24 protein-coding genes are annotated in these 25,420 nt (G+C 72.0%); 14 read left to right on the forward strand and 10 right to left on the reverse strand.

Features of this window, described 5'->3' with window-relative positions:
- Positions 1–199: 199 nt before the first annotated feature.
- From AL2_RS12275 to ligD (AL2_RS12290), 4 genes are all read right to left on the reverse strand, one after another.
- Complete coding sequence (locus tag AL2_RS12275; RefSeq protein ID WP_245666577.1) at positions 200–466, reverse strand: Rv3202a family protein; 267 nt, start codon at positions 464–466, stop codon at positions 200–202.
- On the reverse strand, positions 463–1,818 hold the full coding sequence (locus tag AL2_RS12280; protein WP_067633219.1) for a dihydrolipoyl dehydrogenase family protein: 1,356 nt from the start codon (positions 1,816–1,818) through the stop codon (positions 463–465). The genes AL2_RS12275 and AL2_RS12280 overlap by 4 nt, the downstream gene beginning before the upstream one ends.
- 108 nt (positions 1,819–1,926) lie before the next feature.
- A complete protein-coding gene (gene ligD / locus AL2_RS12285; RefSeq protein WP_067633221.1) occupies positions 1,927–2,835 on the reverse strand; it encodes a non-homologous end-joining DNA ligase in 909 nt (302 codons plus the stop codon).
- Positions 2,836–2,862: 27 nt separating this feature from the next.
- A complete protein-coding gene (ligD, locus tag AL2_RS12290; RefSeq protein WP_067633223.1) occupies positions 2,863–3,837 on the reverse strand; it encodes a non-homologous end-joining DNA ligase in 975 nt (324 codons plus the stop codon).
- A 113-nt stretch (positions 3,838–3,950) separates the two neighbouring features.
- Here ligD (AL2_RS12290) and ku point away from each other — a divergent pair, with 113 nt between their 5' ends.
- Entirely contained in the window at positions 3,951–4,835 is an 885-nt protein-coding gene (ku, locus tag AL2_RS12295) for a non-homologous end joining protein Ku (RefSeq protein ID WP_067633225.1), read from the forward strand.
- Positions 4,836–4,855: 20 nt separating this feature from the next.
- On the opposite strand, the gene AL2_RS12300 is transcribed toward ku, so the two are convergent.
- From AL2_RS12300 to AL2_RS12310, 3 genes are all read right to left on the reverse strand, one after another.
- Positions 4,856–5,158, reverse strand: coding sequence for a hypothetical protein (locus AL2_RS12300; protein WP_083946444.1), 303 nt, complete (start codon positions 5,156–5,158; stop codon positions 4,856–4,858).
- Entirely contained in the window at positions 5,143–7,419 is a 2,277-nt protein-coding gene (locus AL2_RS12305; protein ID WP_067633227.1) for an MMPL family transporter, read from the reverse strand. The genes AL2_RS12300 and AL2_RS12305 overlap by 16 nt, the downstream gene beginning before the upstream one ends.
- A 127-nt stretch (positions 7,420–7,546) precedes the next feature.
- Positions 7,547–9,694 carry an MMPL family transporter gene (locus AL2_RS12310; RefSeq protein ID WP_067633229.1) on the reverse strand — a complete coding sequence of 716 codons (2,148 nt, stop codon included), beginning with the start codon at positions 9,692–9,694 and terminating at the stop codon, positions 7,547–7,549.
- Between the two features lie 151 nt (positions 9,695–9,845).
- On the opposite strand from AL2_RS12310, the gene AL2_RS12315 reads away from it, so the two are divergent.
- From AL2_RS12315 to AL2_RS39145, 4 genes are all read left to right on the forward strand, one after another.
- Positions 9,846–10,568 (forward strand): TetR/AcrR family transcriptional regulator, encoded by a 723-nt coding sequence (locus AL2_RS12315; protein WP_067633231.1) that lies wholly within the window; start codon positions 9,846–9,848, stop codon positions 10,566–10,568.
- Positions 10,569–10,760: 192 nt separating this feature from the next.
- Positions 10,761–12,173, forward strand: a complete 1,413-nt coding sequence (locus tag AL2_RS12320) for an MFS transporter (RefSeq protein WP_067633233.1) — start codon at positions 10,761–10,763, stop codon at positions 12,171–12,173.
- A 111-nt stretch (positions 12,174–12,284) separates the two neighbouring features.
- On the forward strand, positions 12,285–13,406 hold the full coding sequence (locus AL2_RS12325; RefSeq protein WP_067633235.1) for a helix-turn-helix domain-containing protein: 1,122 nt from the start codon (positions 12,285–12,287) through the stop codon (positions 13,404–13,406).
- 274 nt (positions 13,407–13,680) lie between these two features.
- A complete protein-coding gene (locus AL2_RS39145; RefSeq protein ID WP_245666579.1) occupies positions 13,681–13,971 on the forward strand; it encodes a PIN domain-containing protein in 291 nt (96 codons plus the stop codon).
- Positions 13,972–13,984: 13 nt separating this feature from the next.
- On the opposite strand, the gene AL2_RS12335 is transcribed toward AL2_RS39145, so the two are convergent.
- Both AL2_RS12335 and AL2_RS12340 read right to left on the reverse strand, forming a co-directional pair.
- Positions 13,985–14,233: a DUF397 domain-containing protein gene (locus AL2_RS12335; protein WP_312032896.1), complete on the reverse strand. Its 249-nt coding sequence runs from the start codon at positions 14,231–14,233 to the stop codon at positions 13,985–13,987.
- Positions 14,230–15,084, reverse strand: a complete 855-nt coding sequence (locus AL2_RS12340; protein WP_067633239.1) for a helix-turn-helix domain-containing protein — start codon at positions 15,082–15,084, stop codon at positions 14,230–14,232. The genes AL2_RS12335 and AL2_RS12340 overlap by 4 nt, the downstream gene beginning before the upstream one ends.
- Before the next feature lie 177 nt (positions 15,085–15,261).
- Between AL2_RS12340 and AL2_RS12345 the strand changes: the two genes are divergently transcribed.
- Complete coding sequence (locus AL2_RS12345) at positions 15,262–15,549, forward strand: hypothetical protein (RefSeq protein ID WP_067633241.1); 288 nt, start codon at positions 15,262–15,264, stop codon at positions 15,547–15,549.
- A gap of 52 nt (positions 15,550–15,601) precedes the next feature.
- On the opposite strand, the gene moeZ is transcribed toward AL2_RS12345, so the two are convergent.
- Positions 15,602–16,783, reverse strand: coding sequence for an adenylyltransferase/sulfurtransferase MoeZ (moeZ, locus tag AL2_RS12350; protein WP_067633243.1), 1,182 nt, complete (start codon positions 16,781–16,783; stop codon positions 15,602–15,604).
- Between the two features lie 224 nt (positions 16,784–17,007).
- Here moeZ and AL2_RS12355 point away from each other — a divergent pair, with 224 nt between their 5' ends.
- From AL2_RS12355 to AL2_RS12390, 8 genes are all read left to right on the forward strand, one after another.
- Entirely contained in the window at positions 17,008–17,187 is a 180-nt protein-coding gene (locus AL2_RS12355; RefSeq protein ID WP_067633245.1) for a hypothetical protein, read from the forward strand.
- 73 nt (positions 17,188–17,260) lie between these two features.
- Positions 17,261–17,455 carry a CsbD family protein gene (locus AL2_RS12360; RefSeq protein WP_067633247.1) on the forward strand — a complete coding sequence of 65 codons (195 nt, stop codon included), beginning with the start codon at positions 17,261–17,263 and terminating at the stop codon, positions 17,453–17,455.
- A gap of 78 nt (positions 17,456–17,533) precedes the next feature.
- Positions 17,534–18,424, forward strand: coding sequence for a hypothetical protein (locus AL2_RS12365; protein ID WP_157438122.1), 891 nt, complete (start codon positions 17,534–17,536; stop codon positions 18,422–18,424).
- A complete protein-coding gene (locus AL2_RS12370) occupies positions 18,418–19,797 on the forward strand; it encodes a S8 family peptidase (RefSeq protein WP_083946447.1) in 1,380 nt (459 codons plus the stop codon). The genes AL2_RS12365 and AL2_RS12370 overlap by 7 nt, the downstream gene beginning before the upstream one ends.
- A 25-nt stretch (positions 19,798–19,822) precedes the next feature.
- Positions 19,823–20,590: a hypothetical protein gene (locus AL2_RS12375; protein ID WP_067633733.1), complete on the forward strand. Its 768-nt coding sequence runs from the start codon at positions 19,823–19,825 to the stop codon at positions 20,588–20,590.
- Positions 20,578–21,804 carry a S8 family serine peptidase gene (locus tag AL2_RS12380; protein ID WP_245666581.1) on the forward strand — a complete coding sequence of 409 codons (1,227 nt, stop codon included), beginning with the start codon at positions 20,578–20,580 and terminating at the stop codon, positions 21,802–21,804. The genes AL2_RS12375 and AL2_RS12380 overlap by 13 nt, the downstream gene beginning before the upstream one ends.
- Positions 21,788–22,096 carry an MGMT family protein gene (locus tag AL2_RS12385; RefSeq protein ID WP_067633251.1) on the forward strand — a complete coding sequence of 103 codons (309 nt, stop codon included), beginning with the start codon at positions 21,788–21,790 and terminating at the stop codon, positions 22,094–22,096. Before AL2_RS12380 ends, AL2_RS12385 begins: the two co-directional genes overlap by 17 nt.
- 150 nt (positions 22,097–22,246) lie before the next feature.
- Positions 22,247–25,420 (forward strand): ATP-dependent helicase, encoded by a 3,174-nt coding sequence (locus AL2_RS12390; RefSeq protein WP_067633253.1) that lies wholly within the window; start codon positions 22,247–22,249, stop codon positions 25,418–25,420.

Below are 25,420 nucleotides of genomic sequence, written 5' to 3' on the forward strand. Positions count from 1 at the left end.
CACCGAATCGTCGCGACGGGAGGGGGTGTCCGTCGCGTGTTGACAATCACATCATCCTACGCGCGGGTAACTCCGTCGGTCACACACAAGGACCGGCGACGTTCCTTCGCGCAGGTCAGTGTATTCCCGCCGGGACCGGGGCCACCCCGCGCCGGTCCTTTTCGAAAACCTTGTTATCTGTGCCGCCGGACAATCCAGGTCACCGGTAGTCGTCCTCGTCCACCGGTACCTCGCGCCGCTGCTCGGCCACGTCGGCCTCGTTGGCGTCGTCCGGCATGGGGGCGCCCTCGACGCGGTCGTCGGCCTCGTCGATGGCGGCCCGCTGCTCGGCGGCGTCGGCCTCGTTGGCCTCGTCCGGCACGGGGGCGCGTTCGGCGCGCTCGTCGAGCGCGCCGCGCCGCTCGGCCATGCCGGCCTGGTCTCCGGTGTCCGGGGCCAGGCGGTCCAGGTCGTCGGTCTCGCTCATCTCGGATCCTCCTCAGCAGTGCCGCCGGGCAGTCCGCCCGCCAGTTCCCGCAGCGGCGCCTCCACGGCCTCGCCGTAGGTCGGGAACGCGTGGACGACGTCGGCGAGCAGGCTCAGCGGCGTCTCCGCGCGGATGGCCAGCGCGATCTCGCTCATCCACTCCTCGGCGTTGAGCCCGGCCGCGGCGGCGCCGACCAGCAGTCCGCGGGAGCGGTCGGCGTACAGTTCCACCCGGCCGCGCTCGTCGGCCTCCACCGCCGCCCGCGCCGTCGCGGCGAGGTCGTACCCGGCGGTGCGGAGGTCTATGCGAAGTTCCTCCGCCTGCGTGGGCGAGATCCCCACCGAGTAGACGGTCGGGGACGTGTAGACGACGCGGGGGATCGCGCGGTAGTCGGCCTCACGGCGCCGCCCGAGAAGGTTCGACAGCGCGACTTGTGCCTGGTAGCGGGCCGCATGGGTGGTACGCGCGATGCCGGTGACGTCGCCGGCCGCCCACACGCCCCCCGTGGCGGACGGCACCGCACAAGTCTCGTCCACGGGGATACCTTCGCCCGGCGTGACGGCGACGCCGAGGCTCTCCAGCCCGAGGCCCTCCACGCGGGGACGGCGCCCGGCGGCGACGAGGACGCGGTCGGCGTCGAGCGTCCCGCCGTCCGACAGCCACAGCCGCACGCCGACGTCCTTGCGCTCGACGTCGCCGACGGCGGCGCCGAGCCGCAGGTCGACGCCCATCCGGCGGAGCGCGTCCGCGAGAACCTCGCCGGCGAACGGCGCCTCCGCGGTCAGCAGCCGGCCGGACGACTCGACGACCGCGACCTGCGAGCCGAACGCCGCGTACACCTGCGCCAGCTCGCAGCCGACCGGGCCGCCGCCGAGGATCACCAGCCGGCGCGGCAGGTCGGGGACCGACAGGGCCTCCGCGCTCGTCCACAGCGGGACGTCGGCGAGCCCCTCGACGGGCGGGACCACCGGCTCGCTGCCGGTGCAGACGACGAGGTCGCCGAAGCCGTGCACGGCCCCGTCCACCTCGATCCGCCCGGGTTCGAGGACCCGCCCCCGGCCGCGCAGCACGGTCACGCCGTCCTCGGCCATCCGCGCGACGGCCGGGTCGTCGCCCCGGTACCGGGTCAGCGCGTCGCGCCGGGCGAGCGCCATCTCCCAGGTCTCGCCGCGCCGCGCCGACAGCAGCAGCGACTTGGACGGGACGCACGCGAAGTACGGCGACTCGCCGCCGACCAGGCGGTTCTCGACGAGTGCGACGTCCCGTCCGGCGCGGGCGAGACCGGCCGCGACCAGTTCCCCCGCCGTCCCCCCGCCCAGCACCACGGCGTCGTAGTGGTGGTTATGCGACAACTGCTCTTCCTTCCGCCCCGCTCGGTGTCCCCGCGTCCATGGTGGCGGAATCCGGTGCCGGAGAGTGCCGGATCGAACACATAGGGCACACGAATCCTCCGGGGATCGTCAGGGAAGGGGGCGGTGGTCCTCCAGGAGCGGCTTGAGAAGGTCGCCGTGCTTGTCCACCCTGGAGAGCACCTCGCCGGGCCCGAACACCAGGTCGGCCGCGTCCTCGCAGGACTCGAGCTCGTCCCACGTGATCGGGGTCGAGACGGAGGGACGGCTCGCCGCCCGCAGCGAGTACGGCGCGACGGTCGTCTTCGCGGGGTTGTTCTGGCTCCAGTCGACGAAGATCTTGCCCTTGCGCAGCCGCTTCTCCATCTTCGCGACGACCAGCCGGGGATGCTCCTCGGCGAGCCGCCGCGCGATGGACCTGGCGTACTCCGACGTCCGCTCGGCGTCCTCCGGCTCCTTGATCGGGACGTACAGGTGCAGGCCCTTCTTGCCGCTCGTCTTCGGGTGGGAGTCCAGGCCGTCCTCGGCGAGCAGGTCGCGGAGCAGCCGTGCCACCTCGCACGCCTCCACGACCGTGGCCGGGTCGCCCGGGTCGAGGTCGAAGACGACGAGGTCGGGGGTGTGGACCCTGCCGCGCGGCCCGACCTTCCACTGCGGGACGTGCAGTTCCAGCGCGGCGAGGTTCGCGCACCACACGAGCGTGGGCAGGTCGTCGACCACGACGTAGTCGAGCGTCTCGCGGCCCCGCGTGCTGCCGGGGCTCGGCACGGTCGCGGTGCGGATCCAGCCGGGGGTGTGGGACGGGGCGTTCTTCTCGAAGAACTTGCCGCCGTCCACGCCGTCCGGCCAGCGGATCCGCGTGGCGGCGCGGTCCTTCAGGTGCGGCAGCATCACCGGGGCGACGCGCGCGTAGTAGTCGATGACCTCGCCCTTGGTGAACTCCGGGTAGAGGCTCTTGCCGAGGTTGGACAGCGTCAGCTGCCGCCCGTCCACCTCGACCGTGGTCTTCTCGCCGCTCACGCGCCACCGCCGGTGGCCGGGGCCGGGCTACTGCTCAATCGTGACCTCCAGGGGGTCCTTGTCGTCACGCAGGCCCCGCCAGGACGGGAAGCGCAGGCGGCCGTCCCTGGTGCGGGCGCTGTAGGCGACCTCCCCGACGAGTTGTGGCTCAACCCATTGGGCGTCCTTGGCGAACTCGCGCGGGACGGCCTCGTCGTAGGGGCTCGTCGGACGGCGCAGCGGCCACAGCGTCTCGTACAGCTCGTCCAGGGCGCGGTCGCTGAAGCCCGTGCCGACGTGGCCGACGAACCCCAGCAGGCCCTTCACGTCGTACTCGCCCAGGAGGAGCGAACCGACGCCGCCCTCACGCCGCCCCTTGCCCGGCTTCCACCCGCAGATGACGACCTCGCGCGTCATGAAGTTCTTCACCTTGCGCCAGAAGTCGACGCGGCGGCCGGGACGGTAGGGCGAGTCGAGCCGCTTGGCGAGCACGCCCTCCAGACGCTGCTCGCGGGTGAAGGCGAGCAACTCCTCCACCTGTGACCGGTCTTCGCCGTGCAGGTATGGGGGGACCTCCACGGGGCCGGATCCGGCCAGGTCCAGCTCGGCCAGGAGCGACCTCCGGTCGGTGTACGGCACGTCGTACAAGAGGTGCCCGTCCAGGTACAGGACGTCGAACACCACGTACCGGACGGGCACGAGACGGATCAGGCGGGGGTCGGGATGCTCGACGTGCATCCGGCGCTGGAGTCGCTCGAAGCTGGGCCGCCCCTCGTCGAAGGCGACGACCTCGCCGTCCAGGACGACGTCGTGATCCGGTAGCAGGTCGGCCAGGGCGGACAGCTCCGGGTACCGGCCCGTCACGTCGCCGCCGCGCCGCCCCACGGCCCGGACGCCGTCCGCCGAGACGTGCGACAGGACGCGGACGCCGTCCCACTTCAGCTCCAGGCCCCAGTGCTCGCCGTCGGAGGGGAGTTCCCCGGTGGCGGCCATCATCGGCTCAACGGGCCACGACATGGTCATACCGCCGTCTTACCCGGCCCCCGCCCCGCAGAAAAGGATCAAGGCGCCGTTCTGGCGCAAATCACGCGTGGTTGCGACGCTAGGAGCCGGAACGTGCTGGGTAAGGACGGATCATGCGGAGCATCTGGAAGGGCGCGATCTCGTTCGGGCTGGTGACGATACCGGTGAAGCTCTATTCGGCGACCGAGCAGAGGGACGTCAGCTTCCACCAGGTGCACCGGGAGGACGGCGGGCGCATCAAGTACAAGCGGGTGTGCACGGTCGACGGCGAGGAGGTCCCCTATTCCGACATCGCGAAGGGCTACGAGCTGCCCACCGGCGAGATGGTCATCCTCACCGACGAGGACTTCGCCGACCTGCCGCTGTCGTCCAGCCGCCGGATCGACGTCCTGCAGTTCGTGGAGCAGGAGGAGGTCGACCCCATCTACTTCGCGAAGTCCTACTTCCTGGAGCCGGACGCGCAGGGCGCCAAACCCTACGTGCTGCTCCGCGACGCGCTGGAGAGCTCGGGGCAGGTCGCCGTCGTGAAGGTCGCGCTGCGGCAGCGCGAGTCGCTCGCCACGCTGCGCGTCCGCGACGGCGTCTTCGTGCTGGAGACGATGCTCTGGCCGGACGAGGTCCGCACCCCCGACTTCCCGTTCCTGGACGAGGACATCGAGATCCGCAAGCAGGAACTGTCGATGGCGACGTCGCTGATCGAGTCGATGGAGGGCGAGTTCGACCCTTCGGAGTACAAGGACGCCTATCGGGAGGCGCTCCAGGCGGTGATCGACGCCAAGGTCGAGGGCAGGGAGGTCACCCGGCCGGAGGAGGCCGAGGAGGAGCCCGCCGCCGACCTGCTCAGCGCGCTGCGCGCCAGCGTCGAGGCCGCCAAGAAGAGCCGCGGCGAGCGGGACGGCAAGGCGGCGTCGTCCGGGACGAAGCCCGCGCGCAAGCCGTCGCCGAAGTCCGGCGAGAAGAAGGAGCCGGCGAAGAGCCGCGGCCGCAAGTCCGCGTGAGTTCGTGCCCGGGAGAGGGGTCAGTTGTCGCGGCGGGCGGTGAGGACGCGGCCGAGCGTGGCGGCGGCGCCGGCCGCGTCGGTGCACGGCGCGATGCGCTCGCCCCAGCCGTAGAAGTAGGACCAGGCGCCGCCGGTCCCCTCGGGGGCGGCGATGACGCTCTCGTTGATCCGCCGCATGTGCGGGTCGGCGACGAGCGCGGACGGCAGGCGGTCGCCGGGCGCGGCGACCTCGACCGCCCAGCCGGCGCCGCGGAGCGCGTCGGTGAGCCGGTCCAGATGCCCGAGCGCCGTGCCGGTCTCGGTGATCATGCGCGTGGCCATGGTGCCTCCAAAGGGACGTCCCGTGTCGTCGTGTGGGGGTCCGCCGGGCATGGTCCGTCGCGGTACGCGTCACGCGCGGTACTGCCGGTGGAATGCCGTTCAGTCTCGCGGTGTGTGAGCGGGACCACAAGCGGTTTCGGCGGATTGGTGGCCGGGACTTCACGGATTCCGTACCTGCCGTAGAGACGGGCGAGCGGTCCGGGCGCCCACCAGTTCACCCGTCCCATCAGCCGCATCATCGCGGGCACGAGCAGCGCCCGGACGATCGTCGCGTCCATCAGGATCGCGACCGCCATCCCGACGCCCACCATCTTGATGAACGTGATGCCGGACGTCGCGAACGCGCCGATCACGACGATGAACAGCAGCGCCGCGCTCGTGATGATGGACCCGGTGCGCTCGACTCCCGCCGCCACCGCCGTGACGTTCGAGCCGGTCCGGTCGTACTCCTCGCGGACCCGCGACAGCAGGAACACCTCGTAGTCCATCGAGATGCCGAACAGCAGGACGAGCATCAGGATCGGCATCGCGGGCGCGATCGCGCCGAGGGCCGTGAAGTCCAGCAGGCCGGACAGGTGCCCGTCCTGGAAGATCAGCACGACCAGGCCGAACGTCGCCGACAGCGACAGCATGTTCATCATGATCGCCTTCAGCGGCAGGACGACCGAGCCGAAGGCCAGGAACAGCAGCACGAACGTCGCGCCCCCGACGAGCAGCCCGAGCCAGGGCAGCGTGCCGCCGAGGCCGGACAGCTCGTCCACGACGTCGGCCGTGGCGCCGCCGACGTGCACCTGCGCCCCGGCCGGCGCCGGGACGTCCCGGACCTTCTGGACGAGGCCGCGCGCGGTGTCGGAGTACGGGTCGGCGTCGTAGCGGAGCGCGATCCGCGTCGTCGTGCCGCCGGCGCCCGTGACGGTCGCGTCGGCGGCGCCGGGGAGCGCGGCCAGCCGGTCGCCGTAGGCGTCGATCGCGGCGCGGTCGGACGTCCCCGTGACGACCGCGTTGATCGGGCTCGTGACGTTGCGCGGGAACCGCGTCTCCATCGCCTCGGCGACGGCTCGCGCGTCGGTGCCGGCCGGCAGCGCGGCGGCGTCGACGCCGCCCCAGTTGATGCGCAGGAACGGCCCGCCGAGCGCCATGAGCAGCGCGACCGTGGCCACCACGTAGATCACCGGGCGGCGCATCACGCTGTAGGCCACCCGTCCCCACCAGCCGCGGGACGGCCGGTGCCGGCGCCGGAGCGGCAGCGCGTCGACCTTCGGGCCGAGGACGGAGAGCAGGGCGGGCAGGACGGTCAGCGCGCCGGCCATGCACACGAACACGGTCGCGATGCCGCCGTACCCCATCGACACCAGGAAGTTCTGGTCGAACAGCAGCAGCCCGGACAGCGACACCGCGACCGTGACGCCGGAGACGGCGACGGTGCGCCCGGCCGTGTTCATCGTCGCGGCGAGGGCGTCCTCGACCGGTGTCCCCGCTCGCCGGAGTTCCTCGCGGAAGCGGCTGACCATGAACAGGCCGTAGTCGATCGCCAGCCCGAGCCCGAGGAAGGTGCTGATGTTCACCGCGAAGACCGACACATCGGTGAGCTGGGCGAGCACGTGCAGGGCGGTGAACGAGCCGAGGACCGCGATGCCGCCGACGATCAGAGGCAGGCTCGCCGCGACCAGCCCGCCGAAGATCAGCACGAGCAGGACGAGCAGGATCGGCATGGCGATGGCCTCGGCGCGGGGGAGGTCCGAGGCGACCTGGTCGTTGATGGCGGCGGACGTGGCGGCCGTGCCGCCGACCTTGGCGGTGAGGCCGCCGCCCACGTCGTGCAGATCGTCCTTGACCGCCTGGTAGGCGCCGTCGCGCGCGGTCTCGTCGGCACCCGCCAGTTCGAGGACGGCGTAGGTGGACGTCCGGTCCTCGCTGACGAACTGCGGCGCGCCGGTCGTCCAGTACGTGGCGGTGCCGACGACCTTCTCCGGCGGGAGCGCCGCGAGGGCTCGCTCGACCGAGGCCCGGTAGGACGGGTCGTCCACCGTGGTCCCGCCCTGGTAGAGGATCACGACGTCGGCGGCGTCCCGGCCGAGGGCCTGCTCGGCGATCCGCGTCGCCTTGGTGCTCTCGCTGCCGGGGGTCTCGAAGCCGCCGGACGCGCTCAGCGCGCCGAAGACGCCCGTCCCCCACACGCCGGCGAAGACGAGCAGGACGCCCGCGGCGGCGAGGACCCACCGGCGCCGCCGGTGGACCCACCGGCCCCATCGATCGAACATCCGTCGTCCCCCGCCCGCCGCGACATCCGGTGCCTCTCCCGCCAAGCAGGGTAAACAGCGTTTTGTACTGCTTTGACATAGTTTGGTGGCCGACGGCCTTGTCGCCGCCGGCCACCGCACGTCCCGGTCAGCGCACAGGCTCCAGCCGCGAGCGCGCCGGCGCGGGGGAGTCGCCCTCGCGGATGCCGTACTTGCCGTAGAACCTGGCCAGCGGACCCGGAGCCCACCAGTTGGCGCGTCCCATCAGCCGCATCGCCGCCGGCACGAGCAGCGCGCGGACGATCGTCGCGTCCATCAGGATCGCGATCGCCATCCCGACGCCGGTCATCTTGATGAACGTGATCCCGGACGTCGCGAACGCGCCGATCACGACGATGAACAGCAGCGCGGCACTGGTGATGATCGAGCCCGTGCGCTCCATGCCGGCGGCGACGGCCGCCGTGTTGGAGCCGGTCAGGTCGTACTGCTCGCGGACCCGCGACAGCAGGAACACCTCGTAGTCCATCGAGATGCCGAACAGCATGGCCAGCATCAGGATCGGCATCGCCGGGTCGATCGCGCCGGTCGCGGTGAAGTTCAGCAGGCCGGACAGGTGCCCGTCCTGGAAGATCAGCACGACCACGCCGAAGGTGGCCGACAGCGACAGCATGTTCACCACGATCGCCTTCAGCGGCAGCACCACCGAGCCGAACGCCAGGAACAGCAGGATGAACGTCGCCCCGCCCACCAGCAGCGCCAGCCACGGCAGCGTCCCGCCGATGCTGTCGAGCTGGTCGACGACCTCGGCGGTCATGCCGCCGACGTGGACGTGCGCGCCGGGCGGCGCCTGGACGTCCCGGACCTTCTGCACGAGGTCGCGCGCCGCACCGGAGTTCGGCTCGGCCCGGTAGGTCACCGCGATCCGCGTCGTCGTGCCCTCGGCGCCGGTCACCGCCGCGCCCGTCACTCCCGGCACCGCCGCCAGGTCGTCCCCGTACGCCTGGATCGCGGCCCGGTCGGACGTCCCGGTCACCACGGCCTCGATCGGGCTGGTGGCGTTGCGCGGGAACTGGGTCTCCAGCGCCTCCGCGACGACCCGCGCCTCGGCGCCCTCCGGCATGGCCCTGGCGTCGACACCGCCCCAGTTGATGTGCAGGAACGGGCTGCCGAGCGCGAGGAGCAGCGCCACCGTCGCCACCACGTAGACCACCGGACGGCGCATGACGCTGTGCGCGAGCCGCCCCCACCAGCCGCGGGACGTCCTGGCCCGGCGCCGGATCGACAGCGCGTTGACCTTGGGCCCGAGGACGGCGAGCAGCGCCGGCAGCACGGTCAGCGCGGCGACCATGCACACGAACACGGTCGCGATGCCGCCGTAGCCCATCGAGACCAGGAAGTTCTGGTCGAACAGCAGCAGTCCGGACAGCGACACCGCGACCGTGACACCGGAGACGGCGACCGTGCGTCCGGCCGTCGCCATCGTCGCGGCCACGGCGTCCTCGACGGACGCCCCGTGCCCGATCTCCTCGCGGAACCGGCTGACCATGAAGAGCCCGTAGTCGATCGCGAGGCCGAGGCCGAGGAAGGTGGTGATGTTCACCGCGAAGATCGACACATCGGTGACGTAGGACAGCGCGTGCAGCGCGGTGAACGAGCCGAGGATCGCGACGCCGCCGATCAGCATCGGCAGGCTCGCCGACACCAGGCCCCCGAAGATCAGCACGAGCAGCACGAGCAGGATCGGCATGGCCATGCCCTCGGCCCGCCCGATGTCGGACGAGACCTGCTCGTTGATCGCGGTCTCGGTGCCGACCGACCCGCCGACCGCGGCGGTGAGCCCGCCGCCGACCTCGGTCAGCTCGTCCCGCATCGCCTTGTAGTCGTCGCTCCGCGCGCCCTCGTCGGCGCCCGCGAGTCGCAGCACCGCGTAGGTGGACCTGCGGTCTTCGCTGACGAACTGCGGTGCGCCGGTCGTCCAGTACGTGGCGGTCGAGGCGATCTTGTCCTGTGGCAGCGCGGCGAGTGCCCGCTCGACCGAGGCCCGGTAGGACGGGTCGTCGACGGTGGCCGGTCCCCGGTAGAGGACGACGACGTCCGCCTCGTCCCGGCCGAGGTCCTGCTCGGCGATCCGCACCGCCTTCGCGCTCTCGCTGCCCGGCGTGTCGAAGCCGCCGGAGGAGGTCAGCGCGCCGAAGACGCCCGTCCCCCAGACGCCGGCGAAGACCAGTGCCGCGCCTGCCACCGCGAGGACCCACCGCCTGCGCCGGTGGATCCACCGTCCCCATCGTTCGAACATGACCCGTTCCCCTCTGCGAACGCCCATCATGGAAGTGAATGCTGTAAACTGCGAACAGCGTTAACTTCGCATACGGTGTTAGCTTCCGTCAAGGGTGTTTCTGGGGAATCATGCGGGGACGGCCGAAGGGCGGGGAGAAGAGGGCGGCGGAGTGGAAACACGGCGTGACCGGGTGCGCGCGGCGACGGTCCGGGAGATCTCCGAGACCGCCCGGCGGATCCTCGTCGAGCAGGGCCCCGAAGCGGCGACGCTCCGGGCGATCGCCCGCGAGATGGGCATGACCGCCCCGGCGCTCTACCGCTACTTCGGCAGCCACGGCGAGCTGCTGCGGCACCTGGTCGGCGACCTGTTCACCGAGCTGACCGGCGAGCTGCACGCGGCTCTGAAGGACGTGCCGCAGGACGACATGAGCGGCAAGCTCCTGACCGTCTCCCGGCAGTTCCGCGCCTGGTCCCTCGCCCATCCCCGCGAGTACGCCCTGCTGTTCGGCGCCCCCGTCCGCGGCGCCGCCGAGCAGGAGGAGATCGACTTCGCCGAGGACTGCGCCCGCGAGTTCGGCTGGACGTTCATGGCGCTCTTCCTCGAACTGTGGAGGAGGGGGCCGTTCCGGATCCCGTCCGACGACGAGATCGACCCCGTCCTGCGCGACCAGCTCCGCCGCTACCGCGACGACGTCCTCGGTATAGAGTTGCCGCTCGGCGTCATCCAGCAGTTCCTGAAGTGCTGGATCCGTCTCCAGGGCGGCGTCAGCCTGGAGGTCTTCGGCCACCTGGCCTTCGCCCTGGACGACGCCGCCCCCATGTTCGAGCTGATGCTCGCCGACATCTCCACCGACCTCGGTCTCACGTACACCCCGCCGTCCTCCGGCGCCTGAACGACCCGCGCCGCGCCGGCCGGCGTCCCGTTCGCCGCCTGCCGCTCTTCGACCTCGGCCGACCCGCCCATTGCCAGCGCGTCCGCGAGCATGCTTAATTGGGGCCCTGCTCTGGAAACGCCGTTTCTCTCACAGAAACGGCAGGCACGCTCAGCCCGCGTCCGCACCCGCGGCACGAGAGAACGGACCCCGATGAGCGCAGCCCCACCGACCCCGTCCGGCCGGATCGTCGCCTTCCCCGGGCGTCCGCCGGTCCCCTTCGACCCCGCGCGAGCCGCCCCGTTCGGCTGGTGGCCGGCGATCTGCATCGCCCTGGTGGCGCTGATCGACCGGGTCGAGGCCAACCTGATGGCCGGGGCGCTGCCCCGGATCCAGGAGGAGTTCGGCTTCTCCGACACCGCAGGCGGCGCCATCGCCACCGCCGCGGCCGTGGCCGGGGTGGTGCTGCTGATCCCGGCCGGACGGCTCGCCGACCGCACCCGGCGGACTTGGACGATCGCCGCCGTGGTCGCGGTCTGGTCGCTGCTGACGGTCGGCAGCGGGCTGGCGCAGTCGTACGCGACACTGCTCGCCGTCCGCGTCTTCCTCGGCGGCGCGGGGCTGCTCTACAACCCGTCCGGCTCCAGCCTGATCGCCGACTACTACCCCGGCTCCGGACGCGCCCGCGCGTTCGGGCTGGAGCGCTTCGCCTACTACTCCGGGCTCCCGCTGGGGATCATGGCGGGCGGCGCGCTGGCCCAGGCGTTCGGCTGGCGGACGATGTTCTTCCTGGTCGCCGTCCCGGGCGTCGTCATCGCGCTGCTCTGCCTCACCGTCCGCGAGCCCGTACGGGGCCTGGGCGACCGCATCGAGGCCATGCGCTCCGGCGGACCCGGCGCCGACGCGGCGAGCGGCGCCCCCGCAGTCGTGGCGGCGCGGGAGCCCCTGGCGGTCCAGTTGCGCTCCCTGCTGGCCGTCCGGACGCTGCGCTCGGTGGTCCTCGGGCTGACGATCCTCTTCTTCGGCCTCGGCGGCCTCTTCTTCTGGATGCCCAGCTACTACCAGCGCACCTACGGCCTCGCCGAAGGCCCGGCGGCGGCGATCGCAGGGGGCGTGGGGCTGGCCGGGATGGTCATCGGCACGCTCATCGGGAGCCGGTACGGGGACCGGCGGCACGGACGCTCCCCGGGCTGGCGCGTCCACTTCGGCGCGATCGGCCTGGCGGTCGGCACGGCGGGGCTGGCGGGCGCGGTCCTGATCCCGGCGCTGCCCGCGCAGATCGCGTTCTACTGCCTCGCCAACATCGGGTTCTCGATCGCCATCCCCACCCTCACGGCGGCCGGCGCGGACATCGTCAGCGCGGACCGCCGCGGACTGGGGTTCGCGGTGCTGCAGTTCCTGATCACGCTCGGCGGGGCGGCCGGGCCGCTGCTGGTGGGCGCGGCCTCCGACCTGACCGGGTCACTGCGCGGCGCCTTCACGGTACTGCTGCTCCCGCTGCTGGCCGGGACCCTGGTCACCTTCGGCGGCCGGCGCCACTACGACGCCGACGCCGCCCGAGCCCTGAACCCGTCCGGCCATCCAGAAGCCCCGCCCGATCCGGCACAAGGAAACTTGAAAAAGTAGCGCCACAGGCACTCCGAAGCCCACGACCGCTGGAGCCGGGCTGGTCGCCTTCTTGGGCTAATGACGGGCACCGTCGTGCGCGGGAAGGGGTGATGTTCTATTCTGGAACACATGGCAGTGGACGCAGAGGTGATCGGCAGGCGGCTTGCCGAGGCCCGTGATCGAGCCGGGCTGACGCAGGCGGAACTGGCCGACCGGATCGCTCTAGCCCGCTCGTCGCTGGCGAAGATCGAAGGTGGCAGCCGCCGTGTGACGGCGATCGAACTCGCGCGACTGGCAGAGGAGCTTGGAACCCGCATCGAGTGGTTTCTTGAGGACGCGCCCAAGGCGATCGTCTCCAGGCGGAACGCGCAGGATCCAGGAGCTCCGAGCCCGGAGATCGATCTGATGATCGAGCGGGTGGCGCGTGCAGTCGAGTTCGTGTCCGAGCATTCGAAGAGTCTCCAGCTCAGTGACTCTCCGGAAAGGGCCATGCCGCGGGACCGGCACGAAGCCGAGGAACTGGCGGAGAGCGCTAGGGCGATGCTCGGTGTGCACCAAGAGGGCGTGCTCACGAACCTGGTGGAAGGGTTCGCCGACCTGGGGCTGCTGTCTTTCTCCTTTGACCTTGGTCGTGAGTCGGCCGATGCCGCGATGATCCTTCTCCGTAGCGGTGGAGTGGCGATCATCAACGGTGACCGGCGCGTCGGCCGCAGGCGCCTGGCGCTGGCTCACGAACTGGGCCACTTCCTGGTGGCGGACGAGTACTACGTTGACTGGCGAGTCGCTGAGACGCCGGACACCGAGCGGCGCGAAGGGCTGCTCGATCACTTCGCTCGAGCTCTGCTTCTCCCGCGCGGGAGCATGGAGAAGGACTGGCGCCGGTTCAACTCGGGTCCTGAGGGGGGACTTCGCGCGGCAGCAGTACGTATGGCGAGCATCTACCGCGTCGATATGGCGACCCTGGCGCGGCGGTTGCGGGAACTCGAGATCGTCGGCAGCACCGACGCACGGAAGATCCGCGAGGTCAGGACGACACGTGTGGACATCGTGGATTTCGGCCTTGTCGTCGCGAGGGACGAGTTGGCCTCCCCCGTGCTTCCCCTTGCGTTCGAGCGTGCGGTACTCGGTCTGTACCGTGACGAGATCATCTCGAGTGCGCGGGCAATGGATCTGTTCTTCGGCACGTGGGAAGAGGGAGCGTTGCCCCCTCTCGATCCACGTGCCGAAGGTGAGATCTGGCAGTTCGTCTAATGGCCGTTCCCGAAGGGGTCGAAGTCCTCGTCTTCGACACCGGCCCGCTTAGCCACTTCGCAAAAGAAGGATGGCTCGGATGCCTCCGCGCCGTGGTCGGTGCAAGATCGGCGGTCATTCCTGACACCGTGGTAGCGGAGTTGCAGGATGGTGTCCACCAGCATCCGCACCTTAGATCGGTCTTGGACGCCCCCTGGATAGAGCGGCGGGAACTCGTGGCCGAACTCGACGAGTTCGCCACGTTTAGCGCGCTGCTCGTTGGTGTGAGGCGGGAGTGCTCGCGTACGCCAAGGCCCACGGTGCGACGGCCATCATCGACGATGGCGCGGCCCGGAAGGCAGCGAAGGACCACCGGGTTCTGTTCCAGGGGACTCTCGGGCTGCTCTGCACCAGCGTCCGGGAGGGCTTCCTCACTCTCGATCTTGTGTCGGAACTGGCCGATCACCTGCTGGAAGGCGAGTATCGATTCCCCTTTGGCCCTGGCGAGTTCAAACGTTGGGCACGTGAGAACCTTGGCTTGGGCGTCGACCTCAAAGACGAACCGCCTGTTGAGGAGAAGGCATGACCGGTGGCCGCTGTTAGTCGAAGAAGTTGAATTCGCCGTTGCGGACGCCGGCGAGGAAGGCTTCCCACTCGGCGCGGGTGTAGATGATGGCTTCGGCGTCGGGGTGGTGGCTGTGGCGGACGGCGACGCGTTCCGTCCCGTCCGCGAGGGGGCCCGCCTCCACGCAGTTGCCGCCGTGATCAGGGCTGAAGCTGCTGATGTACCAGGCGACGTTGGCGCGCTCCTGGGGGGTGAGTGCTTCGGGCGCTTCTGACTCGCTCACTGCCATTCCTCTGCTGCCGCCGAGACCAGGTCGGCTGATTCACCTGGCGTCAGAGCCAGACTCTGGTGACCAGCGTAAGCCTTGGCGAAACGTTCGGTTTCGGGTGTTTCGATGTAGATGGCACCTGCCATCGTCTCCGTGTAAGCCACTTCTGGGAAGGGGGCCGGCAGCTCAAAGATCGTGAAGGCTCCGTGGGTGCTGGCCGGTGTGCCTGCGCGGAAGCGCAGGACGCGGAGATCCACGGTGGGCATGGTTGCGCATTGTGCGAGGTGGCGGAGTTGGTCCGCCATGACTTGTGAGTCGCCGACCTGGCGGCGGAGGACCCCCTCGTCCAGAACCACTGTCAGCCGGGGTGGGGTGTCGCCTACCAGTATCTGTTGCCGGTTCATCCGCAGTTCGTGCCAGCGCTCCATCTGCTCGATCGTGGCATTGGTGTCATTGATGCGGATCACCGCTTCGGCGTACTCGGGGGTCTGGAGGAGGCCCGGGATCACCATGGCGGCGTACGACCGTATGTGGGTGGCGCGGGATTCCAGCCAGACGTAGTCGATGAGAGAGCCCGCGACGTCCCTGGCATACCCGTCCCACCAGCCCTTCTGCCAGACGTCCTGGCTGAGCGTCATCAGTGCCTCCCGCCGCTGGGGATCGGAGACGCCGTACAGGTCCAGCAGGGCCATCAGGTCGGGACGGCGGATGGGGTAGAAGCCGGACTCGAAGCGACTGACCGTGCCGGGGTCCCGCTGGAGGTACTCGGCGACCTCCTTGAGCATCAGGCCACTGCCGTCGCGCAGTTCGCGGAGCTGTTGCCCGAGCCACTGGGAGCGCAGCGTCACCCGTTGCCGTTCGGCCATCTCTCCTCGCAAGAATCTTGGTGAACAACTTGTCCATCGTTTGATCCGGTGAAAGCATGCACACTGTAATGCACAGGTCACGGTCTGCGATGGAGATCGTTGTAGACGGGCCGGGGCGGAGCGATGCTTGGCGGCTACCGTCCGTCCCGGCCCGGGGGCTCGGAAGGGAGTATCCGGATGGATGACGTCCACGAATCCGAACAGCTGCCTGTCTACCACGCCGAGGTGGCGGAGTGGGCGGTGGAGCTTGGCGGGGGTGTGGCGCCCAGGTTGTTCGTGCTCGTCCGGGAGGACCCCGGTGAGGGCGACGCGGTGGTGGACGAGATCGTCGCCTACGGGATCGTCATGCCGGACGGGTCGGCCGCGACCGTGCCGCTCGGCGGGCGCGGGTTCGGGCGGTGGCTCACGCCGGAGAGCGCTTCGCGGCGGATGGGCTCGGAGTTGGTTTGGCTGACTCCCGCGTAGCACGGCCGAAGGCCCCCGAGTCCTCGGCGGGTTCGGGGGCCTTCTGGTGGCGTCAGTAGCTGGGCTGGCTGGGGTCGATCTGGTTGACCCAGGCCAGGACGCCGCCGCCGACGTGGACGGCGTCGCTGAAACCGGCGTTCTTCACGACGGCCAGGGCCTCGGCGGAGCGGACGCCCGACTTGCAGTGCAGGACGATCTTCTTGTCCTGCGGGAGGCGCTCCAGGGCGGAGCCGTTCAGGAACTCGCCCTTCGGGATCAGCGTCGCGCCCGGGATCGAGACGATCTCGTACTCGTTGGGCTCGCGGACGTCCACGAGGAAGATGTCCTCGTCGTTGTCCTGCATGGCCTTGAGGTCGCGGACGGAGATCGTGGAGTCCTTCGCGGCCTCGGTGGCCTCCTCGGAGACCGCGCCGCAGAACGCCTCGTAGTCCTCCAGGAGCTCGGTCTGCGTCGGGTTCTTGCCGCAGAGCGGGCACTCCGGGTCCTTGCGGACCTTGACCGAGCGGTAGGTCATTTCGAGGGCGTCGTAGATCATCAGCCGGCCGACGAGGGGCTCGCCGATGCCGGTGAGGAGCTTGATCCCCTCGTTCACCTGGATGGAGCCGATGGAGGAGCACAGCACGCCGAGGACGCCGCCCTCGGCGCAGGACGGGACCATGCCCGGCGGCGGCGGCTCGGGGTAGAGGCAGCGGTAGCACGGGCCGTACTCGGCCCAGAAGACCGACGCCTGGCCGTCGAACCGGTAGATCGAGCCCCACACGTACGGCTTGCCGAGCAGCACGGCCGCGTCGTTCACCATGTAGCGGGTCGCGAAGTTGTCGGTGCCGTCGAGGATCAGGTCGTACTGGGAGAAGATGTCCATGATGTTGTCGCGGTCGAGCGCCGTGTTGTGCGTGACGACGTCGATCAGCGGGTTGATCTCACGGACCGTCTCCGCCGCCGACTCGACCTTCGGCTTGCCGAGGGACGACTGGCGGTGGATGACCTGCCGCTGCAGGTTGGACTCGTCCACGACGTCGAAGTCGATGACGCCGAGGGTGCCCACGCCGGCGGCGGCGAGGTAGAGGAGGGCGGGGGAGCCGAGCCCGCCGGCGCCCACGATCAGAACCTTGGAGTTCTTGAGGCGCTTCTGCCCGGACATGCCCACGTCGGGGATGATCAGGTGCCGCGAGTAGCGGTTGACCTCGTCGCGGGTGAGCTCCGCTGCGGGCTCGACCAGAGGTGGCAACGACACGGTGGGTGCTCCTGTGCTGACGCTCGGCTGTGATGAGAGGGCGGGACGTCACTGTCCTCGTCCGCACAACCTTGCCACGCCCCGCGGAATTCCCTGCGGCCGCCCGCCCCCGCGACGCCCACGTCACCCGGACGATGCGGAATGAACCCTGAGGAAAAGGGCACACCAGTCGGACGCGGGGCCGGTCGACGGAATCGGCCCGCGGGTGAAAGAGGTGACGGGGCATGGGGTTCCTCAAGCGGTTCTCGCGGAGCCGGGCCGGTGGCCGCGGCGCGGGACCCGGGCGGAAGCCGACGCTGCGGGAGCGGCGGGCGCGCCGGCGCACCCGGGAGGCGGAGGCCAGGCTCCTGGAGACCGAGGCCCGCATCCACCACGAGGCGGACCGGATCCGCCGCGCCACCTGACGCGCCGCGCGGCCCGCCACCCGGCGGGCGCCGTGCGGACTCGTCCACAGACCTTCCTGAGTGAGGAGAAGCCATGGGCTTCCTGGACAAGCTGAAGAACAAGACGCAGAAGGCCAAGGGCCGGAGCAAGGAGGAGACCGGGCGGCAGGCCGGCGACCCCCGCATGGAGGCCGAGGGCCGCAAGGACCGCGCGGCCGGCGGCGCCAAGCAGGTCGGTGAGCAGGCCAAGGACGCGGCCAAGGAGGCCCGCCGGACGTTCGGGTCCTGACCCGCGGGGCCGGGCGGACGCGGGCCTTACCCGGTTGCCAGGGCGGAATGTCGCGAAGCACAGTTAATCTTGGCTGTTGTGGCATTCACGCCCCCCTCCCAGCAGCCGCCGCCGCGTCCCCCGTACCCGGGCCCGCCGCCGGGGCCGCCCCGCGTGGGACCGCCCCGGCCGATGGGCCCGCCACCCCCGCCAGCCCCGCCGCCCTCGCCGCGCGACCCGCTGGCGGTGCTGGGGCTGACCGGCCGCCAGTGGATGGTCGTCGCGCTCGTCGTCGGCTGCTGCTACCTGGTCACCACCGGGATCGCCATGACCGGCGCCTGGACGACCTTCCACCGCGAGCCCACCACCGCCGAGCTCCAGGTGGCCGCGAACAAGGAGGTCGCGCGGCGCTGGCAGGCATGGCCCGCGAGCCGCATCTTCCCTGAGAAGATCCCGTACCGCCCCATCGGGGACCACACCGAGTACGCGACCCGGACGGGCATCGTCCCCGACACCGCCTGCGCCCAGGCCGTGGACGAGGAGATGGTGCCGGCGCTCGGCCGGCACGGCTGCCGCGCCGTCCTGCGCGCAACCTACGTCGACCAGCTGCAGGGCGTCGTCGTCACCATCGGCGTCGTCGTGTTCCCCGACCCGTGGAAGGCCGACCGCGCGTTCAAGGAGCTGCCGGGCTCGCAGGGCCCGGACGAGGGGGAGGGCTCGGTCGAGCCCGCGCTGCTCGCGGCCCCGTTCCCGGGCACGGCGGCCGCCGGGTTCACCGACGAGGCCCGGCAGGACCGGACGAGCGACCGCGGCGGCCCGTACGTCGTGCTGACGACGTCGGGGCAGTCCGACGGCCGTCCCGCGGCCGAGATCAAGAAGGCGCGGCCGGGCGAGCTGTTCGCCGTGGCGCCGCAGATCGGCCACGCCGTCGCCCGGTCGCTCGCCGCCAAGTCGGTGCCCGACTGCGACGACCCGGAGTGGCAGTGCTGAGGCGTGCGCGGGGGCGGGTGACCGCCGTCCTGCTGGCGGGGACGCTGGCCGGGAGCTGGCTGGCGCCCGTCGAGGCGCACGCGGACGTGGTCCGCGACCTGCAGCGGCCGATGCTGAAGCTGCTCGGCATGGAGGCCGCGTGGAAGATCAGCAAAGGGCAGGGCGTGACCGTCGCGGTCGTCGACTCGGGCGTCGACCCGAACCAGGCGGACCTGCGCGGCAAGGTCACCACCGGGCCCAACATGATCGCCTTCGTCGACCGGGGGAGGCCCGCGCGGCTGCACGGCACCGGGATGGCGTCATTGATCGCCGGGCACGGCCACGGCGCGGGGGGCCGCTCCGGGATCATCGGCATGGCCCCGCGGGCGCGCGTCCTCGCGATCCGCGCCATCAGCGAGCCGGAGGACGCCGGCTACGCCCGCTACAAGCGGTCGGAGCCGGCGCGGAAGGCCGTCGGGCGCGCCATCCGGTACGCCGCCGACCAGGGCGCCGACGTGATCAACCTCTCGATCGGCAGCGCCGAGGAGATCGCGGACGAGCGCGAGGCCGTCGGCTACGCCATCGGCAAGGGCGTCGTGGTCGTGTCGGCGGCGGGCAACGACGGCGACAAGGACCGCCTGCTGGACGAGGACGGGTTCGCGCCGTACTCCTATCCGGCGTCCTATCCCGGCGTCATCGCGGTCGCGGCCGCGCAGCCGGGCCACGCCCGCGCGCCGTTCTCCAACCGCAACTACTCGGTGGTGCTGTCCGCGCCGGGCGTCGGCGTCACCTCCGCGGCCCCCGGCGCCGACCGGTACTTCGTCGGCGCCGGCACCAGCCAGGCCAGCGCGATCGTCTCCGGGATCGCCGCGCTGATCCGCGCCAAGTATCCGGAGATGGCGCCCGCGCTGGTGTCGCAGGCGCTGGTGCAGAGCACCCGGTACGGGCCGAAGGACGGCTACGACCCGGAGGTCGGGTTCGGCGAGGTGCACGCGGCCCGCGCGCTGTCGGCGGCGGCCTCGATCGCGTCGGCGCCCGCCGGAGCGGGCAAGGGCAAGCCCGCCCGCGAGCGGTTCGGCGCGGCGGATCCGGAGCCCGTGCGGGTCATCGACCGTCCCGTCTGGGTCGGCTGGGTGATCGTCGTGATCCTGGTGCTCGGCATCGGCGGGGCGGCCGGGGCCGGCGCCCTCTCCCTCGCCTTCCGGCGCCGCCACGCGAGGCCCGCGGACGGGCCGCCGCCCGGCCCGTCCCCCGGCCCGCCGCCCGGCCCGTACGGTGCGCGCCCGTACGGCCCGCCGCCGCGCCCGCCGTACATCGCGCCGCGCCCGCCGGGGCCGGCGCCGCCCGGCCCGCGCGCCGCGCCCGGCGGTCCGCCGCTCGCGCCCCCGTCCTGACCCGGCTTCGGCTACGCTCCGCTGGGTGTCGCGCGCCGTGATTACCGCCCCGGGCACCGAGCCGGAACCGGGATCCGGCGACCCGTCCGGCGGCTGGCGGGTGTCGCGCCGGACGGCGGCGCTGGTGGCCGCGTCAGCGTGCGCGACGGTGTTCGCCGTCGCCGCGGTGCGCCTGTCGGCGGAGCTGACCCGCGGCCCGACGCCCGCCGAGCGGGCCGCCGCCGCGGCGGCGGAGCCGGCCGGCCGCTACCGCACCTGGCCGGCCGGGCGGATCTTCCCCGCCGAGATCCCGTACACGCTCGGCCAGTCGGCCCCGGAGACGGCCCGCCGGGTCGGGATCGGCACCGACACCCGCTGCGAGACGGCCGCCGACGACGCGCTCGTCCGCTCCCTGACGTCCCGCGGCTGCCGGGCCGTGCTCCGCGCCACCTACCTCGACCAGGCGCAGGGCCTCGCGGTGACGGTCGGCGTGGTGGTGTTCCCGGACGAGCGGTCGGCGCGCGAGGCGGTCGCCTGGTTCCCGGACGGCGAGCCGCGCCCCGGCCTGCGGGCGCTGCCGTTCGCGGACTCGGTGGCCGCCCGGTTCGGCGACGCGGCCCGGCAGACGTCCGCCGCCGCGCAGCGCGGCCCGTACGTGGTCGCGGCAACGGCCGGCTACGCCGACGGGCGGCCCGCGCTGCGCGGCGCGCAGGCCGACCTGGCCGAGCTCGCGCCGCAGCTGGTGCGGGGGGTGCTCCGGCCGCTGGCGACGCCCGCGACGGTCCGCTGCGGGGAGCGGGAGTGGCGGTGCTGAGGCGGCTCGCCGCCGCGTCGGCCGCCCTGGCCGCCCTGACGGCGCTCACCCTCATGCCCGTGCCTCCCGCGCACGCCGATCAGGTGCGGGACGCGGTGATGCCCGTCCTCGAGTCGCTGAACGTCCCGCGCGCGTGGACGATGTCGAAGGGCGCCGGTGCGACCGTCGCCGTCCTCGACTCGGGAGTGGACGCAGACCAGGCCGACCTCGCGGGGTCGGTCACCGTGGGGCCCGACCTCGCGCAGGGCGCCGGCCCGGCGGGCGCCCGGCCGAAGCGGCTGCACGGCACCAACATGGCGTCCATCATCGCCGGGCACGGGCACGGCCCCGGTGGCGCGCTGGGGATGATCGGCGTCGCGCCCGAGGCGCGGCTGCTGTCCCTGCGGGTGATCCTGGAGCGGGACGAGCCGGGCTTCACCGAGTTCACCGGCGCCGAGCGCTTCGCCGGGACGATCGCCGAGGGCATCCGGTACGCGGTCGACCACGGCGCCGACGTGATCAACCTGTCGCTGGGCCGCTCGTACCCGACACCGCGCGAGCGGGAGGCCGTCGCGTACGCGGTCCGCCGCAATGTGGTCGTGGTCGCGGCGGCCGGCAACGGGGGAGCGGAGCGGACGGCGAAGCGCGGCGGGCACACCCGGTACTCCTACCCGGCGTCGTTCCCCGGCGTGATCTCCGTCGCCGCCGTGGACGCGGCGGGCCGGCACGCCGGGTTCTCCAACCGCAACTCCGGCGTCGTCGTGTCCGCGCCCGGCGTGCAGATCATCGGTGCCGGGCCGGACGGCGGCTACTGGGTCGGGGACGGCACGAGCCCCGCGACCGCGTTCGTCTCCGGCATCGCCGCGCTCGTCAGGTCCCGGCACCCCGGCCTCGCGCCCGCCCTGGTCACGCAGGCGATCGTGGCGAGCACGCAGAACCGGCCGGAGCGCGGCTACGACCGCGCGGTCGGGTTCGGGCGGGTCGACGCCGCCGCTGCGCTGGCCGCGTCCGACGGCCTCGCCGGGGCGCGGATGAGCGGCGCGGGCCTGCCCGGCGACCGCCGCTTCGCGGACGATCCCGTCCGCCCGGTGCGGGTGGTGCACCGCTCGGGCGGGCTCGTCTTCACCTGCGTCCTGGTCTGCGCGCTGGCCCTGTTCGGCCTGGCGGGCGCGGCCGTGTGCTTGCGCGGCGCCCCGCACGATCCGGGAGAATCGTCGGATGCAGTCCGAACCTGACGAGTACTCCGAGGCGGTGCTGGACGCGGTGGAGCGCATCCCGCCGGGCCGCGTCCTGTCCTACGGCGACGTCGCCGAACTTGTCGGACGCGGCGGCCCGCGGCAGGTCGGACGCGTCATGTCGCTGTACGGGGGCGCCGTCCCCTGGTGGCGGGTGATCCGGGCCGACGGGAGCCCGCCGCGATGCCACGAGGGCCGCGCCCACGAGCACTACCGCGCCGAGGGGACCCCGCTCCGCCCGGACGGCCTCCGCGTCGACATGGCCCGCGCGCGGTGGCCGGGCCCTTCGTGACGTATGGAGGCGGAAGGCCCCGGCGAGCACGGCCGCCGGCACCCGAGGAGAAGGTCGCCGCGGCCTGAGCGCCGGGTGTGGGTTTTCTCCCGGGCGACATGCGTGCGTTGTGGTCAGAACCGTCCCGGTGATCTGTTCCAATGAACTGTTGTGCCCTCTGGTTCCTACCGTCTCGTGCGCCGCGCCGGTCCCGCGCGGGCCGTCCCGCCTGTGCTCGACGAGCAGCAGCGGCGGGTGGTCGAGCACGCCGGCGGGCCGCTGCTCGTGCTCGCGGGTCCGGGCACCGGGAAGACCACGACGATCGTCGAGGCGGTCGTCGACCGCATCGAGAACCGGGGCGCCGACCCGGAGCGCGTGCTCGTCCTGACGTTCAGCCGGAAGGCGGCGGGGGAGCTGCGGGAGCGGATCACCGGGCGCCTGCACCGGACGACGCGCACACCGCTCGCCCTCACGTTCCACAGTTACGCGTACGCGCTGCTCAGGCGCGATGCCGTGCTGAACGAAGAGCCGGCTCCCCGGCTGCTGTCCGGGCCGGAGCAGCTCCTGGAAGTGCGCCGGCTGCTGGAAGGCGAGCTGGCGGACGGTGCGCGCGCCTGGCCGGAGCGCTTGAGGGCCGCGTTGGCGACGCGCGGGTTCGCCGAAGAACTGCGCGACTTCACCCTGCGGGCCGTTGAGCGCCAGTACGCGGCGGAAGACCTCGTCGCGCTGGGGCGCATGCGGGGGCGCGACGACTGGTCCGCCATCGGCGGGTTCATGGACCGGTACGTCGACCGGTTCCTGCTCGACCCTGTGCCCACGTACGACTACGGCGAGCTGATCTACATGGCCGCGGGCATGCTCGCCGAGGAGGAAGTGCGCATCAGGGAGCGGGACGCCTACGACGTGGTGTTCGTGGACGAGTACCAGGACACCGACCCCGCGCAGGAGGCCCTGCTGCACCACCTCGCCGGGGAGGGACGCGACCTCGTCGTCGTGGGCGACCCGGACCAGTCGATCTACGGGTTCCGCGGCGCCGACGTCAGGGGCATCCAGGAGTTCCCCAGCCGTTTCCCCACGATGGACGGCGAGCCCGCGCCCGTGGTGGCGCTGCGGACGTGCCGCCGGATGGGGCCGGAGATCCTGGCGGCGTCGCGTCGTATCGCGCGCCGGCTCCCCGCCGGGTCGGCCGGGGCCGCCGAGCACCGGGCGCTGCGTCCCGTCGAGGAACTGGACGACGGCGAAGTGCGCGCCGTCATCGCCGACTCCGAGAGCCAGGAGTCGGCCTTGGTGGCCGACGAGTTGCGTCGCGCCCATCTGCTGGACGGTGTGCCGTGGTCGCGTATGGCCGTCCTGGTGCGGAGTGCCGTGCGGCAGGTTCCGGTGCTTCGGCGTGCGCTCGCTCAGGCCGGTGTACCGGTGGTCGTCGCGGGTGACGAGGTTCCGTTGATCGCGGAGCCCGCCGTCCGGCCGCTGCTGGTTCTGCTGCGGGCCGCACTGAAGAAGGGCTTCCTGGACGAGGTCGTCGCCGAAGACCTTCTGACGGGCCCGCTCGGTGGCGCCGATGCGCTGGCCATGCGGCGACTCAAGCGGGCCCTGCGCGACCTGGAGGAATTGTCGGGCGGGGACCGCCCGCTCGGGGAGCTTCTGATCGCGGCGGTCAACGACTCCCGCGAGCTGATTCTCGTCCATGAGAAGGTGCGGGCGCCCGCTGAACGGGTCGCGCATCTCATCGACGTGGCGCGGCGGTCCGTCCACGACGGCGGGACGGCGGAGGACGTGCTGTGGGCCGTCTGGCAGGAGAGCGGGCAGGCCGACGTCCTGCTGCGGCAGAGCGTCAAGGGCGGGACGCGCGGCGCGGCGGCCGACCGTGACCTGGACGCCGTCGTGGCGCTGTTCGACCACGCGGCACGGTTCGTCGACCGGCTTCCCCAGGCGGGGCCGGAGCTGTTCGTCGACAACATCGCGTCCCAGGAGATCGCCGGTGACACGCTGGCCGAGCAGGCACCGGAGGGCGAGGCGGTCCGCATCCTCACCGCGCACCGCTCCAAGGGCCTGGAGTGGGACGTGGTCGTGGTGGCCGGTGTCCAAGAGGGCGTCTGGCCCGATGTCCGCCTCCGCGGGTCGCTGCTGGGCATCGAGGAACTCATCGAGCACGCCGCCGGGGCCGAGCCGGAGGGCGAGGCCGCGGCCGGCGCCTCCATGGCCGCCAAGATGCTCGACGAGGAACGACGGCTCTTCTACGTCGCGGTGACGCGCGCGCGCAAGCGCCTCGTCGTGACGGCCGTCGGCGGCGACGACACCGAGGAACGGCCGTCGCGGTTCCTCAACGAACTGCTTCCAGGCGCCATCGAGCAATCGCAACTGGACGAGAAGACACGGTGGCTGTCGCTGTCCGCGCTGGTCGCCGACCTGCGTTCGGTGGTCGCGGACCCGTCCCGTCCGGAACCGCTGCGGCGCGCCGCCGCCGGCCACCTGGCCCGCCTCGCGCGCGCGGGCGTGCGCGGCGCCAGACCGGAGAACTGGTACGCCATCACCGCGCTGTCCGACTCCGGGCCCGCGTTCGCCGACGACGAGCAGATCACCGTCTCCCCGTCCCAGGTCGAGGCGTTCACCACCTGCGGGCTGCGCTGGCTGCTCGCCTCCGCGGTCGGCGCGCAGGAGGGCGGGCCCAACGAGTACAGCACCATGGGCAAGGTCATCCACGCGGTCGCCGAGATGGCCGGCGCCGACGACGGGATCGACGAGGTCCACGTCGCCGAGCGGCTCGACGAGATCTGGAACGACCTGGAGTTCCGCAGCTCCTGGTACTCCGACAAGCAGCGCGAGCAGGCCACCGCGATGGTCGACAAGTTCCTCGCCTGGCACCGCGACAACCCCAACGAGGTCGTCGCGCTGGAGGAGTCCTTCAAGGTCGACCTCGGCCGCGTCGTCATCAAGGGCCGCATCGACCGCGCCGAACGCGACGAGCAGGGCCGCGCCGTCATCATCGACATCAAGACGTCCTCCACCGCCGTCCCCAAGGACGACCTGGCGCGGCACCCGCAGCTCGGCGTCTACCAGTACGCGGTGATGCTCGGCGCGTTCGAGCGGCACGGGCTGATCGAGCCCGGCGGCGCCAAGCTCGTCCAGGTCGGCAAGGCCGCGTTCACCGCGAAGGCGCGCGAGCAGGAGCAGCCGCCGCCCGCCGAGGACGCCGACCCCGAATGGCCCAAGAAGCTCATCGAGGTCGTCGCGACCGGCATGGCGAGCGACGTCTTCCAGGCGCGGGCGAACGACAAGTGTCGCACCTGTCCCGTACGCTCCTGCTGCCCCGTCCATGATGAAGGCGGCCAAGTCGGGGACTGA

This window comes from Actinomadura latina NBRC 106108 (genome assembly GCF_001552195.1).
GTDB classification, from domain to species: domain Bacteria; phylum Actinomycetota; class Actinomycetes; order Streptosporangiales; family Streptosporangiaceae; genus Spirillospora; species Spirillospora latina.